The sequence below is a fragment of the Mycobacterium sp. NTMscope_Eco_3 genome, assembly GCF_976985685.1.
Genome location: NZ_CDRJYZ010000001.1, coordinates 1,422,810 through 1,440,300, shown reverse-complemented (window position 1 = coordinate 1,440,300; position 17,491 = coordinate 1,422,810). Strand labels below are relative to the sequence as shown.

The 17,491-nt window shown below is 64.2% G+C and carries 13 protein-coding genes and 1 pseudogene; 9 read left to right on the top strand and 5 right to left on the bottom strand.

Features of this window, described 5'->3' with window-relative positions:
* Window positions 1-213: 213 nt before the first annotated feature.
* Both AC0KTM_RS06665 and AC0KTM_RS06660 read right to left on the bottom strand, forming a co-directional pair.
* Window positions 214-2,559: a copper-translocating P-type ATPase gene (locus AC0KTM_RS06665; protein WP_472417389.1), complete on the bottom strand. Its 2,346-nt coding sequence runs from the start codon at window positions 2,557-2,559 to the stop codon at window positions 214-216.
* A 59-nt stretch (window positions 2,560-2,618) separates the two neighbouring features.
* Window positions 2,619-2,909, bottom strand: coding sequence for a DUF1490 family protein (locus AC0KTM_RS06660; RefSeq protein WP_225327031.1), 291 nt, complete (start codon window positions 2,907-2,909; stop codon window positions 2,619-2,621).
* Between the two features lie 278 nt (window positions 2,910-3,187).
* Between AC0KTM_RS06660 and AC0KTM_RS06655 the strand changes: the two genes are divergently transcribed.
* From AC0KTM_RS06655 to ltrA, 3 genes are all read left to right on the top strand, one after another.
* Entirely contained in the window at window positions 3,188-3,628 is a 441-nt protein-coding gene (locus AC0KTM_RS06655) for a heavy metal-responsive transcriptional regulator (protein ID WP_225327032.1), read from the top strand.
* Between the two features lie 229 nt (window positions 3,629-3,857).
* Entirely contained in the window at window positions 3,858-4,649 is a 792-nt protein-coding gene (locus tag AC0KTM_RS06650; RefSeq protein WP_225327033.1) for a sulfite exporter TauE/SafE family protein, read from the top strand.
* A gap of 620 nt (window positions 4,650-5,269) precedes the next feature.
* Window positions 5,270-6,787, top strand: a complete 1,518-nt coding sequence (gene ltrA / locus AC0KTM_RS06645; RefSeq protein WP_306454289.1) for a group II intron reverse transcriptase/maturase — start codon at window positions 5,270-5,272, stop codon at window positions 6,785-6,787.
* Between the two features lie 1,421 nt (window positions 6,788-8,208).
* On the opposite strand, the gene AC0KTM_RS06640 is transcribed toward ltrA, so the two are convergent.
* Entirely contained in the window at window positions 8,209-8,925 is a 717-nt protein-coding gene (locus AC0KTM_RS06640) for an anti-sigma factor family protein (protein WP_225327047.1), read from the bottom strand.
* Between the two features lie 825 nt (window positions 8,926-9,750).
* On the opposite strand from AC0KTM_RS06640, the gene AC0KTM_RS06635 reads away from it, so the two are divergent.
* Window positions 9,751-9,993, top strand: coding sequence for a hypothetical protein (locus AC0KTM_RS06635; protein WP_225327034.1), 243 nt, complete (start codon window positions 9,751-9,753; stop codon window positions 9,991-9,993).
* Window positions 9,994-10,298: 305 nt separating this feature from the next.
* Here the strand turns inward: AC0KTM_RS06635 and AC0KTM_RS06630 are convergent, their stop codons facing one another.
* Window positions 10,299-10,676, bottom strand: coding sequence for a BlaI/MecI/CopY family transcriptional regulator (locus AC0KTM_RS06630; protein WP_225327048.1), 378 nt, complete (start codon window positions 10,674-10,676; stop codon window positions 10,299-10,301).
* Between the two features lie 628 nt (window positions 10,677-11,304).
* Here AC0KTM_RS06630 and cmtR point away from each other — a divergent pair.
* From cmtR to AC0KTM_RS06605, 5 genes and pseudogenes are all read left to right on the top strand, one after another.
* Window positions 11,305-11,664 (top strand): Cd(II)/Pb(II)-sensing metalloregulatory transcriptional regulator CmtR, encoded by a 360-nt coding sequence (gene cmtR / locus AC0KTM_RS06625; protein ID WP_225330302.1) that lies wholly within the window; start codon window positions 11,305-11,307, stop codon window positions 11,662-11,664.
* Window positions 11,665-11,714: 50 nt separating this feature from the next.
* Window positions 11,715-11,996 (top strand): DUF1490 family protein, encoded by a 282-nt coding sequence (locus AC0KTM_RS06620; protein ID WP_238957659.1) that lies wholly within the window; start codon window positions 11,715-11,717, stop codon window positions 11,994-11,996.
* An 81-nt stretch (window positions 11,997-12,077) separates the two neighbouring features.
* Window positions 12,078-14,396, top strand: a complete 2,319-nt coding sequence (locus tag AC0KTM_RS06615; RefSeq protein ID WP_472415229.1) for a heavy metal translocating P-type ATPase — start codon at window positions 12,078-12,080, stop codon at window positions 14,394-14,396.
* A gap of 96 nt (window positions 14,397-14,492) precedes the next feature.
* Window positions 14,493-14,837 (top strand): DUF732 domain-containing protein, encoded by a 345-nt coding sequence (locus AC0KTM_RS06610; protein WP_225330300.1) that lies wholly within the window; start codon window positions 14,493-14,495, stop codon window positions 14,835-14,837.
* A gap of 324 nt (window positions 14,838-15,161) precedes the next feature.
* Window positions 15,162-15,386, top strand: a pseudogene (locus AC0KTM_RS06605) (four-helix bundle copper-binding protein); the annotation flags it as partial.
* Between the two features lie 152 nt (window positions 15,387-15,538).
* Here AC0KTM_RS06605 and AC0KTM_RS06600 read toward each other — a convergent pair.
* Window positions 15,539-17,086 (bottom strand): PPE domain-containing protein, encoded by a 1,548-nt coding sequence (locus AC0KTM_RS06600; RefSeq protein ID WP_472415227.1) that lies wholly within the window; start codon window positions 17,084-17,086, stop codon window positions 15,539-15,541.
* Window positions 17,087-17,491: the final 405 nt, after the last annotated feature.

The window sequence follows — 17,491 nt, the reverse complement described above, 5'->3', positions numbered from 1 at the left end:
GTCCTTTCGCGCCTTCAGCATGGGCGAGGTCGACGTACGTCTCCACTTCCTTATCCGCTCAAGTGTGGAGTGCCATTCGGCTGTTCAGGGCTGCATCGTTCGCGAATCTCGCGTGCCCCAGAGTAAGCCGCCAAATGCCTTGCAGGCCAGCGGAACCGCGTCGAAATCGCATACGGCGTGGCGCAACCCTGATGCAAGGTATTTCGTGGCTCCTCATTTCAGAGCGACCACTGATTTGCGTACGCCCAGCTGGGCCTCGCGACCGAAGCGGCGGAGCCGCAGCGAGTTGGTTACCACGCTGACCGAGGAGAACCCCATCGCGGCACCCGCCACGACCGGGTTCAACATGCCGAGCGCGGCGAGTGGGATTGCGGCGGTGTTGTAGCCGAAGGCCCAGCCGAGGTTCTGATAGATGGTGCGCAGTGTCTGCCGGGAGAGCCCGATCGCAGACACGACACCGTCGAGCCGCTCAGACATCAGGGTGATGTCGGAGGCCTCGATGGCCACGTCGGTACCGGTGCCGATGGCAATGCCCAAGTCGGCCTGCACCAGCGCGGGGGCGTCATTGACGCCATCGCCGACCATCGCGACCACCTTGCCCTCGTCCTGCAGCCGGCGAACCTCGGTGACCTTGTCTTCCGGCAACACCTCGGCCAGCACCTGGTCAATGCCGACCTGCGCAGCGATCGCGGCCGCGGTGCGGGCGTTGTCTCCAGTGATCATCGCGACCCGTAGACCCATGGCATGCAGTTGACGGACCACGTCGACGGCGTCTTCTTTGACCGTGTCGGCCACCGCTAGCACACCCACCACGTGTCCGTCGCGGCCGACGAACACCGCGGTGCGGCCCTGCGCTTCGAGGTCCGCGGCGGCGGTAGCCAAATGGTCGGGCAACTCCAGATCGTGCTCGTTGATGAGCTTGCGCCGCCCAACCACCACCGGCCTGCCGTCAATCTCGGCGCGTACCCCGTGCCCGGCGACGTTGGTGAACGCAGCGGCGGCCGGGATCTCCAATCCCCGCTCATGCGCTTCGGCGACGATCGCCGCACCGATCGGGTGTTCGGAGCCCGATTCGACTGCGGCGGCGATCCGCAGCACCAGATCGGGCTTGCGCCGCTTGCCGGCAACGACCTCGGTCACCCGCATCTGGGCGCGGGTGAGGGTGCCGGTCTTGTCGAACACCACCGTGTCGATCTTCTTCGAGGCTTCGAGCACCTCGCCACCCTTGACCAGGATTCCCAGGTCTGCGCCCCGGCCGGTGCCGACCATGATTGCCGTGGGGGTGGCCAGGCCCAGCGCACACGGGCACGCGATGATCAGCACCGCGACCGCCGCGGTCATGCCGCCGATCGGGTTGCCGGCAAGCAGCGTCCACCCCGCAAACGTCGCGACGGCAACAACAATGACGGCCGGAACGAACACGGACGAGACCCGGTCGGCCAGCCGCTGGACCGGGGCCTTGCCGCTCTGCGCCTGCTCGACAAGTCGCACAATCTGCGCCAGCGCAGTATCCGTCCCAACCGCCGTGGCGCGCACCGTCAGTAGCCCATCGGTGTTGACGGTCGCGCCGGCAACATGGTCGCCCACCGTTTTCTCGACCGGGACGGACTCGCCGGTCAGCATCGACTCATCGACGGCGGCGCGCCCGTCGATGACCTCGCCGTCGACCGGGATCTTCTCCCCCGGCCGCACGCGCACCAGGTCTCCGACGCGGACCTGATCGACTGGCACGCGGCGCTCCTCGCCGTCCACAAGCAGCGTGGCTTCCTTGGCGCCGATCTCCAGCAGCTTGCTGATCGCCTCGCGCGCCTTGCCTTGGGCTCTGGCCTCGAAATAGCGGCCCAGCACCACGAACGCGATGATCAGCGCCGAGGTGTCGAAGAACAGAGGCCCACCGGCAAACAACTGATAAGTGGAGTAGAGGAACGCGGTCAATGTGCCCAGCGAGATCAGAGTGTCCATGTTCGAGGTCAACTCCCGCGCCCGCTCGACCGCCCCCTGGAGGAACGGCCACCCGGCGACGAATTGCACCGGCACCGTCGCGGCGAACGCCAACCAGCCCGCCCAAGGGTAGGCGCCGAAGAACATTGTCGAAGCCATCGCTACCAGCCCCAGCGGGAAGGCCAACCACACCCGCCGCCACCACTTGCGCCGTTCGCGCCGACTCTGCTCGTCCGGCGACAACTCACTCCCGATGACCGGTCCGGACCCGCAGCCGCCGCAACTCTCGCCGTCCGTCGCACGATCTTGCACATCACGGCGCAAGCCGAACAGCGCCAATCCGATCCCGCTGGCAATTCTTCGCAGCACACCGGCCTTTGGAATATCAGCCGAGTGCGGGGCCCGCGCGGGCACCGATTCGGCGGGGATGTGCTCGGCTTCGGCGATCGCCGACAGCACGTCAGCGGCGTCGCAGGCTTGGGGCATGTACCAGACCACCACGGATGCGGTACGCGGATACGCTTGCACGGCCTGCACGCCGGTCACTTGGGAGACCATCTCCTCGATCGCAACGGCCCGAACCGCGTCCACACCAAACCCCGTGACGCGCACACGCATCCGCCCCGACGCATCGGATACAACTTTCAATGCGACGTCGCCGTCAAGGACCCCGGTGGTCATTTGTCGTCGCTCGAGTCCACCACTGTCAGTGGTCCAGCTTCCTCCCCGGCGCGCTCTTTGGCCTCAGCCAGCACGTCGGCGACCGTCAGTCGAGCCTGCTCGGCGCCCGCCCCGGCCTTGCGCTCGGCCTCGCGGACAACGCGTATGCCCCAAGCGGTAGCGATGACCGTCGCCTTCCGCAACGGAGCCTTCCCCGCCGCCTTGCGCAGTGCCTCATACGCGGCAACCCCGACTACGCCGGTCACCACCGTGGGTACCGCCTTCACCAAGAATCCGTGCAACACCATTCCGAGTGCTCCCTTTCATGTCATGCAAATTGTTGACCCGTCGGTGGGTTCAACTTCGGTGGTGTCCGCCGTGATGACCGGACTGAAGAGACCATCAAGCCACTACCGCGGGCGTCATAGGCCAATTACTGCCGTACAAGCCGGCAACAATCGCTGGGACCAAGGTGACTTCTGGACTCACCGAAACCAACCGTCAACCTTGAGCGCACCGCCGCAGCTCGCGATTGCCATGAATCCAGTGTTATCCTTCCAGTGCACTGGAAGGTCAAGGAGGGCGCATGAAGATCGGCGAGCTGGCCAAACTGACCAACACCAGCACCAAGACGATCCGCTTCTACGAGGACTCGGGGCTGTTACCGTTGCCCGCACGCAGCGCTTCCGGGTATCGCGACTATGGACCCGAGATCGTGGATCGGCTGCGGTTCATCCATCGCGGTCAAGCGGCCGGGTTGACCCTGCAGAAGGTTCGCCAAATCTTGGCGATTCATGACCGCGGCGAGATGCCGTGCGGGCACGTCCGCCAAGTCCTGCATAGCCGCCTTGACCAAGTCCGCGCCCAGATCGCCGAACTCGTCGCGCTTGAGGGTCACTTGCAGACTCTTCTCGACCGTGCATCACGCCATGCGCCGACCAAACATGACCATTCCACCGTGTGCTGGATCTTGGAAAACGACCTGGACGCCCCAGAAGCCGCCGAACTCACGGACGCCCGTGGCTAGTACAGCTAGATCGACATCCTGGCGGGACCAGCACGTACACGGTTTCCGAGGGCTCCTGCGCGTTTACCTAGGCAGTAGTGGGTTCATCGAGTCAGACTTGCGGATGTCTGTGACGGGTTAGGTCTCGGTAGCGACGGTTTGAAGCGGCCCCATCTGCCGACTCGGCGGTCACGATCAGTCTTGTATCAAAACCCTGGCCAGACGAGCCCAGAGCAGTGATAGTGCACTGGTGAATGCCCTTGAAGTGGTGCTGCTGAGTTTCGTGGCGGGATTGGGCGTCGCTCTGCTGACTGCCCCGGTGGGCGTGTCAGGTGCAGCGTTCCTGCTGCCCATTCAACTCACCGTGCTGCAGGTGCCAAACCCCGCGGTCACCCCCACTAACTTGCTGTTTAACATCGTGGCGATTCCCGGCGCTCTTGTGCGCTACCGCACTCAAGCACCGTTACATAGCCCGCTGACCGCCATGCTGCTGATCGGCACGCTGCCCGGCATGGTGATCGGCGCCATCATCCGGGTATTCCTCATCCCGGGGCCCCAAGTCTTCCGGCTGCTTGTCGCTGGATTCCTTCTCCCACTGGGGATCTGGTTGTGTCTTCCACAAAACCCGGCGGCCGCATCGCCACCGCGGGCAGTCCCACCGCCAACATCAACGACCATCGTGCTGGCAACCATCGTCGGTGTGATCGGTGGGATCTACGGTATCGGTGGCGGATCACTGCTAAGCCCGATCCTGGTCGGGCGCGGCGTTCCCATCGCCATGGTTGCGCCGGCCACCCTGGTCTCCACCTTCATCACCTCAGCCGTCGGCGCGATCACCTACCTCCTCCTAGCAATTGCGGCCGCCGGACACCACATCGCACCCGACTGGACCATCGGACTCATCGCCGGCGCTGGCGGACTTATTGGCGGCTACCTCGGCGCACGGCTGCAACCACACCTTCCCGAACACTCCCTCCGCGTGGGGTTGGGCGCTCTGGCCATCGCAACCGCAACCCTCTACCTCCTCCAAGCCGTGCACTAACGAGACAGGACCACAGCCAAGGCGGGTCGATTTCCCGGGAACCGAAAAGGGTCAATTTTCAGAAACCGTTGAGTGCGCCGTGAGGCGCTGTGTATTCGAGAGGGGGTGTGAGACCTCCTCTGCCGATCCTGTCGCAGCAGGGCGGTGAAGCTGGGGGCAGCCCGATCCGGGTGATGCCGGTGAGGGTGGCAAGCGGCCCCGACAAAGTCGGAACGTGTCAGCACTGCCAGATGGTGCGGGTCCGGCGAGCGAGATGGAAAGGAGTACGAGAGGAACCGGCGTTTACGTCTCTCAAGGCTGGATCGGCTCGAACCTGGTGGATGTGGGCCGAGAGCGGTGCGTCCCAACATGTTTAGCGTGTTGTTGGGAACTCCTGGGTCGGCTTCAACGACCGACCCGGAGACCACGGTGAAGTGCTGCGGGGTAGTCGTGGTGATGCCGCAGGGACCGAGTCGGGCTCCTCCTTCATCGAGCGAATCACAGTGAACACGGGAACCGTTCTGGTCTCGCCGGTGTTCCGGGCATCCAGTCTTGGGGCGTCGGCTGGGCGCATCGACAGCCGATCAGTCCAGGACGGGGCGGAGCCGCCGTAGTACTTCGAGCCGGGGAAAGCCCGGCACATGGGGAAGGGCGGCAGCGGTTATCGAGAAGGGAAGGACACTGCAATGCCGGAAGATGCGCCAGTGAATACCGGCGCTCTCGATCAGGATGCCCCGCTGGGGCCTTGGTCGCGGGTATCGGGGATGCAGACCAAGCTTCACCATTGGGCAGCGGCCGATCCCGGCCGCAGGTTCGATGATCTGTTCAACTTCGTGTGCGACTCGGCGACGCTGCTGGTGGCGTTTGACCGGGTCGCAGGCAACACCGGCGCGAAGACTCCTGGCGTGGACGGCATGACCGTCGTGACGATGGAGGACACCGTCGGTGTGGCCGGCTTCCTGATCGACCTGCGAGCCCAGTTGAAATCGGGTTCGTTCCGCCCGCTACCGGTACGGGAACGCATCATCCCCAAGCCCGGTGGGAGCGGAAAGGTGCGGCGGCTGGGTATTCCCACCGTCGCCGACCGGGTGGTTCAGGCGGCGCTCAAGCTGGTGCTGGAACCTATTTTCGAGGCCGACTTCGTGCCGGTCTCTTACGGGTTTCGGCCGATGCGGCGAGCGCACGACGCGGTCGCGGAGATTCAACGTTTCGGCACCAAGGGTTATCGCTGGGTGCTGGACGCGGATATCGAAGCGTGTTTCGACTCGATCGAGCACTCGGCCCTGATGGATCGGGTGCGCGCACGGGTCAAGGACAAGCGCGTGCTCGCGCTGGTGAAGGCGTTCCTCAAGGCCGGGGTGATGACCGAACTCGGCATCCGTGAGGCCAGCTTCACCGGCACGCCGCAGGGAGGCATCTTGTCCCCGCTGTTGGCCAACATCGCCTTGGGCGCGCTCGATGAGCACGTGCACGGGCCGTGGATGCCTGGCGGGATCATGAGCACTCCTCGCCGACGCGCCCGACGTCGCGCCAAGGACCTGCCGAATTGGCGAATCGTCCGCTATGCAGATGATTTCGTCGTCCTCGTGCACGGCAACCAGGCCGACGTCGAAGCCTTGCGCGAAGACATCGCCAAGGTGCTGATTCCGCTGGGGTTGCGGCTTTCCGAGGCCAAGACCCGGATCGTGCACATGGGTGACGGGTTAGACTTCCTTGGGTTCCACATCCAGTGGCGCCGCAAGCGTGGAACGACCAAGTGGTACGTCTACACCTTCATCGCCGACCGGCCCGTCCGGTCGTTGAAGGACAAGGTACGTGCCCTGACGAGCAGGTTGTCGCAGCAACCACCCAGGGTCGTGCTGATCCGGCTCAACCAGATCATGCGCGGCTGGTCGGCTTACTTCCGGCATGCAGTGGCTAAACACACCATGAGCTCCCTGGAAAACTTCGTGTGGCACAGGGTGATTCGATGGTTCCGAAAGCTGCACCGCTGGAATGGAAGAGACATCCGCCGACATCACACCGGTCTGCATGGCCGGTGGACCAGACCCTCGGCGGACGGGATCGAACTGTTCAACCTGGCCTCGGTACCCATCACGCGGTACCGCTACCGGGGCAACACGATCCCCAACCCCTGGACGGTGGCACACCCCGCCTGACGGCAGATGCCGTGGAGAGCCCGCTGCGTGGAAACACGCACGGCGGGTTCGGAGAGCGGCCTGGGGAAACGGACCGATGGCAACACCGGCACCGCGCCCCAGGCCGACTCAACCACCTCAGTCCCCAGCTGAATCCGCGCATCCTTCCAGCGCCACCAGCATTCGCTCCCTGGTCCGGAGGTCCGGCCTGGCAGTCCTTCTGGTGTCCGCGGGGCTAGGTTGGTGGTGATCAGTGGTGAGCGCCGCCGGCATGTGCGATGACGGAATGTCCGCGGACGCCCAGTCAACGATGTCCTTCGCCGCGGCCCTCGTCGCGAGGGCAGCCATGATGGGCGACGATGATGCTTCGGCCGAGCACGAATTTCTTTGCTGCGAGTAGGTTTTCGGAGTTAATGGCCTAGGAACCTCTAGATCGCGGTTCCTAGGCGATACGGCTACGGTCGCGGAGTGACCGGGGCCAAAGGAGTAGTCGACGTCGACGACGGCGGTTGACCAGGCCCCATCGGCCCCATGCCACCGGCCCCCATCATGCCTCCCATTCCGCCGCCAGACCCGCCCATCTCACAGCGCATCACCTGCGGTCCGTTGTGATGCTCCCAGCGGGAGCCAAGGAAAAAGCCCGAAAAGAACACCGCACCCACGATGAAGACAACACCGGCGGTGATTCCCACCACTGCCGCGGCCTGACCTAGGCGGCTGGATCGCTGAGGGTTCGGTTTCCCGGCCGTGGATTCGCTTGGTGCTTGGGGTGTTTCAGTCATGTGCACCTCCGAGTTTCGCTAGATTATGTTACTGGCCTTGGAAGGCCGTTCCACCCTTGACGTTCGGCCGCCAGCTGGTCAAGCGCCTCGGAAATATTGTGGACTCGACCCGATCAGATTCGCTGCCAGCATCGAATACCCATATGCGGGTTGCGACGGAGCAATCCTCTTTCCTATCTGTCAGCGGCGCCAATCCCTCTCAGGGGTCACCGATGCAGCACTGTCTACGTACACATATAGTAGATGATTAAACGATAAAGCGCACAGGCCTCCCCAGTCTGAGTAACTGTTGAGGTCCAGCGATGATCGGCGTCGCCCGTCGGAGAATCGGCCTCGTGCACACGCACGGCTTGACGCAGTGATTCATATCAATAGCCCGTGAAGGAACGTTTACCCTCGACGAGTTCTTACAGAATTGGGCGTGGGCCTGTCCACCGGCAGCATCGGCGGGCTGCGAGCCGGTGCCGGAAGACGCTACGGGACTTCCTTAATGGCAATCCCATGAGCGGCGACCCTGCTGCCCTGCCCTCAACGCACACGACGAATCGTCCTGACCTACGACACCGTCCAGCCCGGAGAACCCACACCGACCAGAACAACTTCGAGGCGGAGCCGTAGCGTTGCGCCTCGCATAACAATTGGGTGCGGCTACGGTCGAGGCTAGATCGAGCGCTGGAGCATCACGTGGCCGTTGTCGGCCAAAACCACTTGTACTGCGGCGATCTGGGTTACCGGCATCGAAATGCTACCGGTGGGCGTCGCCGTATGGCCTGGGATCGCCACCCACGTCGCCAGCCGGGTCTGGCTGCCGTCGCGGCCCACGACGACCAACGCCACCGTATCGTGAGGAGCATCGGGTGGAGCTAGGCACACGAACTTCAGCGCGATGTTTGTACCCCATTGCTGGCCGCTAAGTGACACTGTCGATGCCAGCAGGGTCGTACCGATTTGGTCCATCGGCAGCGCCGCCTGTGGCGGCGATGTCGGGAACCTACCATTAACCCCAATTAGCACACCGATCGTCAGGATGACGGCAGCGGCAGCCGAGCCCACCCAGGTCATCGCGCGGCTTCGAACGCGGTGCGAACGGACCGCGGCCAGCATCGACGGCAGCAAATCCGGCGGCATCTCGGTTGCTCCGGCTGGGTGGTCTGCCTCGTTGATCGCACCAATGTCACTGCGGGCGAGCTGCGCCAGCATGGCCGGAATGCCGCTGAGCTCGGCAACGGCCTGACGGCATTGCGGGCAGCCGGCCATGTGCGCCTCGAATTCACGCCAATCGGTGGCCGACAGTGATCCCAAGACATACGCGGCATCCCACATCGCGTGGAGGTGGTTGTCACCAGGCGGGCCAACTCCGCGTAACGATGTCATCATCACCATCACCCTCCATCCCTAGCGACTAGCAGGTATTCGAGCTCGATGGCGCACGGACGGGCTGTCGGATGGCTTTGGTCTCGAGCCAATTGCCTTGCATCTTTTGGCTTTCGCTGTCGACGGGCATCGCGATGGGCGGTAGCGCTGTCAACGTGTCACCTCGCTCTATTGCTGCGTAAGCCGGCGTGATTGCTGGGTAAGCCGGCGTGCCGAGCGACCTAGCGCAATCGGGACTTGACGGTCCTTCGGCAATTTGAGGTCCCCGGAGCAGGGTCTCGCAGACGACGTCTTCGGGACGACTCGCATGGCCTATCAATCGAAACGCATATCGCCACAAGGCGGCGGCATGATCGTCGTCGCGAGCCGTCCTCGCCGCTTGCAGTTCCGATCCGCCGATGACCCCTGGCACTCCATCACCTCCTGCTATGACACGAGTGGGGCGCCTGGCAGGTTCACCAGCCGAAGCGTCGCGACCGTCATCATCTATGCCAGCCGGTACGTAGATGCAGTTTCATATCTGGTTGTTGTCACGATTGTTTCGTCCGATTCCTCGCCAACGCATGGCCGAACGCGTTCATCGTCGCGTGACCGGCTTGGCCCGTGGACAGGAGCAGCGGGCCGCGGCCAGAGCCGCATCATCTCTGTCCGTTGCCGGATATTTCGAATTGATCTACTATCTGTGTACATAGATAGTAGGAATGCAGATCAGACTCGTCGGCAGGCCGGTGACGGCGCAGTCCTAGTTGGGCGATGCGGTTGGGCGGTCTCGGTTTTCGGATCTCGTGGTCGCGTGGTGATCGGTGATGAGACGGAGGTAGTGCGGCGATGATCTCGTATGGCGCCGACAGCTGGGTTTGGTGTGGCACGTTGTTCAACGGATTGGCGGTGATGCTGTTTTTGGGCGTCGTCATCACCGCTGTGGTGCTCGCGATTCATGTTCGCGACGCGAGGCGAAGCGTCCCGTCGGCGGGAGCGGACGGCGGTTTTGATCGGGCCGGCCAGGTGCCAACGTCACCTGGCGCGCGCGGCGATGCCGACGGGGATGATGTCTGCCGCCGGTTGATGTAGGCGGGCGAGATGCGGCGACCGCGCTAGTGATTGACGGCGGAAAAGTGATGGGCTATCCGGGAGCCGTCAGAAGGGTAGATCCACTCGACGCGCGGCCCTAGCGGCGCTGCCCGACGCGGTGGGCGGTGTGTGGGATAAGCACTGCGCGGCGTGCCGGTGCCACCGGTGCTGCGTATCCGATTGACAGATGGCGGCAGGGTGGGACCACCCTAGCGTCCGGCGATCACGAAGCCACTCCGAACCAATGCGTCTGCAAAGCAGCATGATTCGACGGGTGAAGGCAGGACCCGGCGGCCCCGTAACGGTTACTTGCGTCGGGTCCGTCGGGCCAGCCGCTGCAACGCTGCACGCAAACGCGCGGATTCCTCGGGGCTGATCTGTTCGAGGAAGTGGCTCAGCACCAGTTCAGAGCGCCCCCCGGCATCAAATACCTCGCGCATGAGCTGGGCACTGTGCTGCTCGCGGGTCAATGTAGGCCAGTACCGGTAGGCCTTGCCGTCTCGCTCACGCTCCAGCCACCCCTTGGTGTGCAGGTTGTCCATGGTCGACATCACTGTCGTGTAGGCGATCTCGCGTTCAGCGGCCAGCTCGTCAAATATCTCGCGGACCGTAGTGGTTCCATTCCGGTCCCAGATGCGGTCCATCACCACCGCTTCCAACTCCCCGAACCCGCGCACGCGCACCGTCACCCTCCGATCCGCTCAGCATTCCCACGCCGGTCACCGTCATACACTAACTACGTACACACATAGTAGGTTAACCGTGGCCCACATACAATGTCGGATGTCTGGCCACGATGCGGCAGAAGTCATCCAGATGACGCTGGCATTTTCGAATCCTCGCATTGGGAGACCGTCGAACGTGATTGCCGCGTCGACGCAACGCTTTCGACGACCCAGGCCATGCCTTCCTCGAGCGGGCGGACCAACTCAGCCGGCGGGCAGGGCTCGTCCGAGGGTGCGGGAAAGGATGTCGGAACGAACCGCAGCGGAGCGTAGGAGAACCAGTCGATCTACGCGATCCCGAAACCGGTGGCTTCCGTCGCTGCCGCGGTATCCCGGTTGGGTGACAACCGCCCGCACGCGACCACAGCGAGGTGACACGTCCTGCGGCATGTCGAACCCCAGGTGATGAGAGCGCATGTGCTCCACGAACCGCACCTCGCCACCAGGCTTGAGCACCCGCCGGAACTCGCAGACACCCCGCCAACGTCCGACACCGAACTCGACACCAGTTACGCGACCGCCGCGTGATACGAAGCGGAATTTCAACCGTTGCTGTTGTATCAGCGAAAGCTGTATTGTTTAACCAATGCTGACATGTGAGGTGCGGGAATCGGCGTTGGCCCGGCTGGGCCGGGCGCTGGCCGATCCGACGCGGTGCCGAATTCTCGTCGCGCTGCTGGATGGCGTTTGCTATCCGGGTCAGTTGGCGTCGCACCTCGGATTGACCCGATCCAATGTGTCCAACCATCTGTCGTGCTTGCGGGGCTGCGGTCTCGTAATCGCTGCGTATGAGGGCCGCCAGGTTCGGTATGCCCTGGCCGATAGTCACCTCGCGCGTGCCCTGGGTGAGTTGGTTCAGGTCGTTCTCGCCGTGGACACCGACCAGCCTTGCGGCGGCGAGCAATCCAATTTCGAGGAAGTGCGCACCGCGCCGTCTGGTCGATGAGCGGGCTCGCCGAAGCGCGACGAGAAAGCAGAACATAAGGAGGGTTAGCTGTGGTTGCACATGGCCTACTGGTTAAGGCGACCGGGACGGTGTTCACCGGGCTCGTCGGGGTAAGTGCCTACGAGGCGTTGCGCAAGGCGGTGGGAAAAGCTCCCGTCCACCGCGCGGCTGTGACCGCGACGGAGTGGGGCATGCGGGGAACCCGGCGCGCCGAGGTGGCGGCCGAGACCGCTCGGCTGAAAGTTGCCGACGTGGTCGCCGAAGCTCGCGATCGCATCAGTGACGACGCCTCCCTTCCTGTCAACCCCGTAGCCGACGACTGTTGCTGCTGACATCGCACGCTGCGCCCTCGGCGGACAGGGCAGGTTGACATCCGCGGTAGGGATCCACCGATATACCGCTAGGAGCTGGCGATGCTGACCACTGGTGCGAGGCCCGATGCCGACCTCGGGCTGAACGTTGTGTCTGCGACGGCGCGGCGAATGCGGGTGCACGCCAGCCAGTTTCGATTCGACACGGTCCGCGCGGTGGCGATCGAGGACGCGGTTGGCATGGTGGCCGGTGTCGAAGACGTGCGGGCCTATCCGCGCACCGGCTCAGTGGTGATCTGGTATGCGCCTGAGAGCTGCGACACCGCCGCCGTCCTCTCGGCGATCGCCGATGCCCAGCACATTCCCATAGCTTCGCTGCCGACGCGCACCCCGCACGCGGCCGACAAGCGCAAGCCCGGTGTGCTGCAACGAGTCATCGACTGGAGCACGCGGGTTCGGTCGGGTACGTGTGACGTTGAACAACGTCGTCCCCCAAGGGCGGTCAGCGATTACTGCTGCGACCACGATGACAGCGAGAACGCGCCGGAACGGCTCTGGCAGGTCGCCAAGCTGCGACGCGCCACGTTATCTGGGGTGTTGCTGACGGGGTCGGTGATCACCGCATGGACCACTCCGCTGGGGCCGGTCGCTCTGGGTTTTAAAGTCGTCGCCCTGGCGGTGGGGGGCTCGACCTTCGTGCCGTCGGCCATCAAGCGACTTACGCAGGGCCGCATCGGTGTTGGCACGTTAATGACTATCGCTGCGGCCGGCGCTGTCGGTCTCGGCCAGGTCGGCGAGGCTGCCATGCTGGCGTTTTTGTTCTCCATCAGTGAGGGCTTGGAGGAATACGCGGTGTCGCGTACGCGGCGCGGCTTGCGCGCGTTGCTGTCGCTGGTGCCGGATCAGGCCACCGTGCTGCGCGCGGACAGCGAAACCGTGGTGGCCGCGGCCGACCTTCAAGTTGGCGATCAGATGATCGTCAAGCCGGGTGAGCGTCTGGCCACTGACGGCATCATTCGTGACGGGCGCACCTCATTGGACGTCTCCGCGATCACCGGTGAGTCGGTACCGGTCGAAGCCGGGCCTGGCGACGACGTGTTCGCCGGGTCGATCAACGGTCCCGGCGCGCTGCTGGTGCAGGTCACCGCGACGGCAGAAGACAACTCGCTGGCGCGCATCGTGCACATCGTGGAAGCCGAGCAGGCGCGCAAGGGCGCCAGTCAGCGACTGGCCGACCGCATCGCGCGACCGCTGGTGCCGAGCATCATGATGGCCGGACCGGCGATCGCCGGGGCGGGCAGCGTCTTCGGTAGCCCGGCGGTCTGGATCGAACGTGCTCTGGTGGTATTGGTGGCTGCCTCGCCATGCGCATTGGCCATCGCGGTGCCGGTGTCGGTGGTGGCGTCCATCGGGGCGGCCGCCAGGATCGGCGTACTCATCAAAGGTGGCGCAGCACTGGAAGACATGGGCACCATCGGCGCAATTGCCCTGGACAAGACCGGAACCCTGACGATCAATCGGCCCGCGGTCATCGAGGTCGCCACAACCAGCGGCGTCACTCGTGAAGAGGTGCTGGCGGTGGCAGCCGCGCTGGAGGCCCGCAGCGAGCACCCACTGGCCGCGGCTGTTCTCGCCGCGATCCAAACACCGGCCGCCGCGGCCAGCGAAGTGCAAGCCATCCCGGGTGCCGGATTGACCGGTCGGCTCGACGGCCACGGTGTCCGACTGGGACGCGCCGGCTGGCTCGATCCAGCCGACCTCACCGAGGATGTAATGCGCATGCAACACGCCGGGGCCACAACGGTTCTCGTCGAACGCGACGGGCGGCTGCTCGGCGCCATCGCCGTGCGCGACGAACTACGTCCGGAAACCGCCGAGGTCGTTGCCGAATTGCGAGCCCGCAACTACGAGGTGGCGATGCTCACCGGCGACAACCATGCCACCGCTTCAGCCTTGGCCGCCGAAGCTGGAATCGAGCGCGTGTACGCCAACCTGCGTCCTGAGGACAAGGCGCGCATGGTCGCAGAGCTACGTGCCCAGCGGCGGACCGCGATGGTTGGCGACGGCGTCAACGATGCTCCGGCCCTGGCCGCCGCCGACCTGGGAATCGCTATGGGCGCCATGGGAACCGACGTCGCCATCGAAACCGCCGACGTCGCGTTGATGGGCCAAGACCTGCGCCACCTGCCCCAGGCGCTGGATCACGCCCGCCGTTCCCGCCGGATCATGCTGCAAAACGTCGGGCTATCGCTGGCGATCATCACCATGCTGATGCCGCTGTCGCTGTTCGGCACCCTGGGTCTGGCCGCGGTGGTGTTCGTGCACGAGGTTACCGAGGTGATCGTCATCGCCAACGGCGTGCGCGCCGGACGCATCAAACCCCTTGCCGGATCAAAGCCATCGAGTCACGATTCAACATAACGATGCAACGAATCTACGGCCTGTCCAGGATGGTTATGTCGGTGGGTCGGAACGCTCCCCGCGTTTCAAGGCCTTTTGACACCCGGAGGAAGACTAGTGGCCCAAACGAAAATGTCTTGTGGGAAGTGGTTGACAACCAGCGTGCTCCTGCTCGTTGCTGCTCTCCAGTTCGCTACTCCTGCATCAGCGGACCAAACTGATGATGACTTCCTCGCCGCGCTCAGGAAACACGGGATCGTCTTCACCAATCGGGATGCCGCGATCGCGACCGGCCATAGGGTGTGCAGCGGCCTCGATGCAGACCAGACGCCGGCCAACCTTATTTTATCGCTGGTAAAAGACACCGACCTTTCCGCACATGTGGCCGGCTATTTCTTCGGAGCCGCAGTGAATTCCTACTGCCCGCAACACCGCCCCGTTATCCCTCAGCCGGGGGCATAGACGATGGAGACGGACAAATGGCGCACCACTGGTGGGCATGGAGCTCTCCGCGGGCGGCCTTAGCCATTGCACGCCCACGCACCGACGCCAACGACACATCGTTCGCGAAATCACGGCTTTGCTGCTGTTCCTGAGAGGTGACGTGCGTGAAGCTGGCGCGAGCCGCGGTCGGCGGGCAGATTTGTGTAATTCGACGGATCACGAAATGGCTTGATGCCCATCCTCGATTCCGCATCTCCATCCCGACATACTTGTCGTGGCTCAACAAGCTGAACGGTGGTTTGGGTTACACATCGATTAGAAGCTCCGCCGGGCCTCGACTGCTGCTCGGACATCTGCGAGTCAAAGGCCGCGTCCTGTCCCGACACACGGGCTACGATGCCGATCTGACCAGAACGGTACTCGAAACGTAAACGTGCATCATCACCTGCAAGATGTGCAGACGAATGTGACGGGCACGCAACCTATCACGAGCACTGCCGGGTGTGCGGAGAAATCTGCCGCCGCTGCGAACGGGCATGCCGCGAACTCATCGTGTCACTCGGCTGAGGGGCTGGCCCGGCGCCGGCTTCAGCTATCGTAGCGACGTGTCCTCGGATTCGCTCGCTGCCAGTTCGGCGGCGGTGTCGGGTAACGGTCCGATGCGCGCTTATTCGGTTACCGAGAACAAGCGCAGCTGGGCCGTTGCCGTGTCGTGACCGTCAGCTGCGTTCTGTTTCTTCGCTCGCCTCGCTGACCTGGTCGAGGTTCCAGGTGCCCGGCACCATTGGCGCGGACGGGGCACCACCGAACTCATCGCCGTCCAGCGTGGTCAACCCGGCCGCCTGCCCGCTGCCCCTCGATGCCGTTCCGGCAAACCCCAACGGACCCGCGCCCCGATCCGAGGCCACGGTTGACGTGATTGGCTTATCAGCAGTTGGCGGCGGGCGCCACCGTGGGGCGACCTCGACATCCATATCCATGAACTCGTCGCTGTGTCCGCGCAGCGTCGCGCGCTGTCGCCGCCGCGCCCGGGCCTGCTCCCGGGCGCCCGCCGCCGACCCCGCCGCGGCGGTATCGGGCTCGGGGGCCTTTCTTTTGGCGCTGGAGCTTGAGCTGGCACTTATCCCCGAGCCGATCCCGATGCCGGGAGGCCCCACCACGTAGGGCGGAACAAAACTTGCCGCGCCGCCGGCCGCGGGCGGCGGTGTCGGCGGCGCGGAACCAGCGACGGTGGTCGTCGCGGGCGTGGGCGCCGGAGCCGAAGCGGGGGCCGAGCCGGGGCTCACGATGGTCGTTGCGGTCGGGGCAATCCCGACTACCGGCAATTTGGGCTCGGCCCCGACTGGGATCGTTTCGGCAGGCGTGGTTCCGGTGGGTATCGCGGCCAGGCCGGCCAGGCCGCTCGCCGCTCCCAGGGCTGCGACCGCTCCCACGTTGGCGATTACCAGGCCGAGGGCGACCGACAACAACTGCGGCGATTGGGCAAGATAGGAGATGATCGCCTGCACGTGGAACATGAAATCGGCCTCCATCAAAGCAAGGAGGGCCGGCACCTGCGTGGGATTAGTCAGCAACGTGTTTATAAGATCCGGAATTTGCGAACCGAATAATTCGTTCGCCCACTCCGAATAGAACCGGGGATCGTTTGGGCAATAGACGTCCTCGGTATTTCCGGTCCATGGGTCTGTTCTGGTGCCGCAGCCGTTGCTGCCGGTGGTGTTGCTGTCGGATTTCTGGATCTGCGGAGCGGGGTCGGTTTGCGGGATTGACGCCACCGCAGTGCCGGAGACCGCTTGATAGGTGCTCATCGTGGTGGCGGCCTGAGTCCACATCCGCACGTAGTCGGCTTCGTTGAGCGCGATCGGAATCGTGTTGATACCAAAGAAGTTTGTCCCCACCAAAGCTGCGTGGCTGGTGTGGTTAGCGGCCAGCTCGGCCAGGGTTGGCATGGTCGCCAACGCGGAGGTGTAAGCGGCAGCCACAGTCTCATGTTGGGCGGCCGCGGCAGCGCTGTTCGCGCTCGCCTGCATCAGCCAGGCCACATACGGGAGATTCGCGGCCACGTAGGATTCTGAGCTCGGCCCCTCCCATGCCCCAGCCTGCACGGACGCCACCGAGCTGCTGAGTTCTTCTGCTACTGAAGCGTATTCGGCGCTCAAAGATGACCATGCCCCGGCAGCGGCCAACAGCGAACCGGGTCCCGGGCCACTGCTCAGCAAGGCTGAGTGCACCTCCGGCGGAAATCCCATCCAGACGGGCGCGGTCATCGTCAAACACCTGCGATTCGATGCCACGACCGTGCGCCAGCATCAGCGGTCACGCAACTGGCGCCGACCTCGGCCACGCCGATCCCGGCGCGGCAGAGGTCGACCATCGTTTCTTCCCAGGGCCGTATCACCGCCGTACGCAACCGGGGCGCGCCGGGATGCGCGGCCGCCAGGTGCGCGCCCATTTTTCGAAAGCCGCACCGGCGGCGCCGAGGCATTCGGGACAAAACGTGCAAAGTCATCGCAGACATCCTCGTGTAGCGGGGGTTGCAGGGTTAGTCGACGGCCACACCACCCTAGCCCTATTGACACTGGTTTTCATTATCAGTTATTGGTATCACGGGATGGAGTGCGGGGGAAGTGCCGATGTCGCGCCGCGCACGAGGGCTTTGCGTTCGGCGCTGA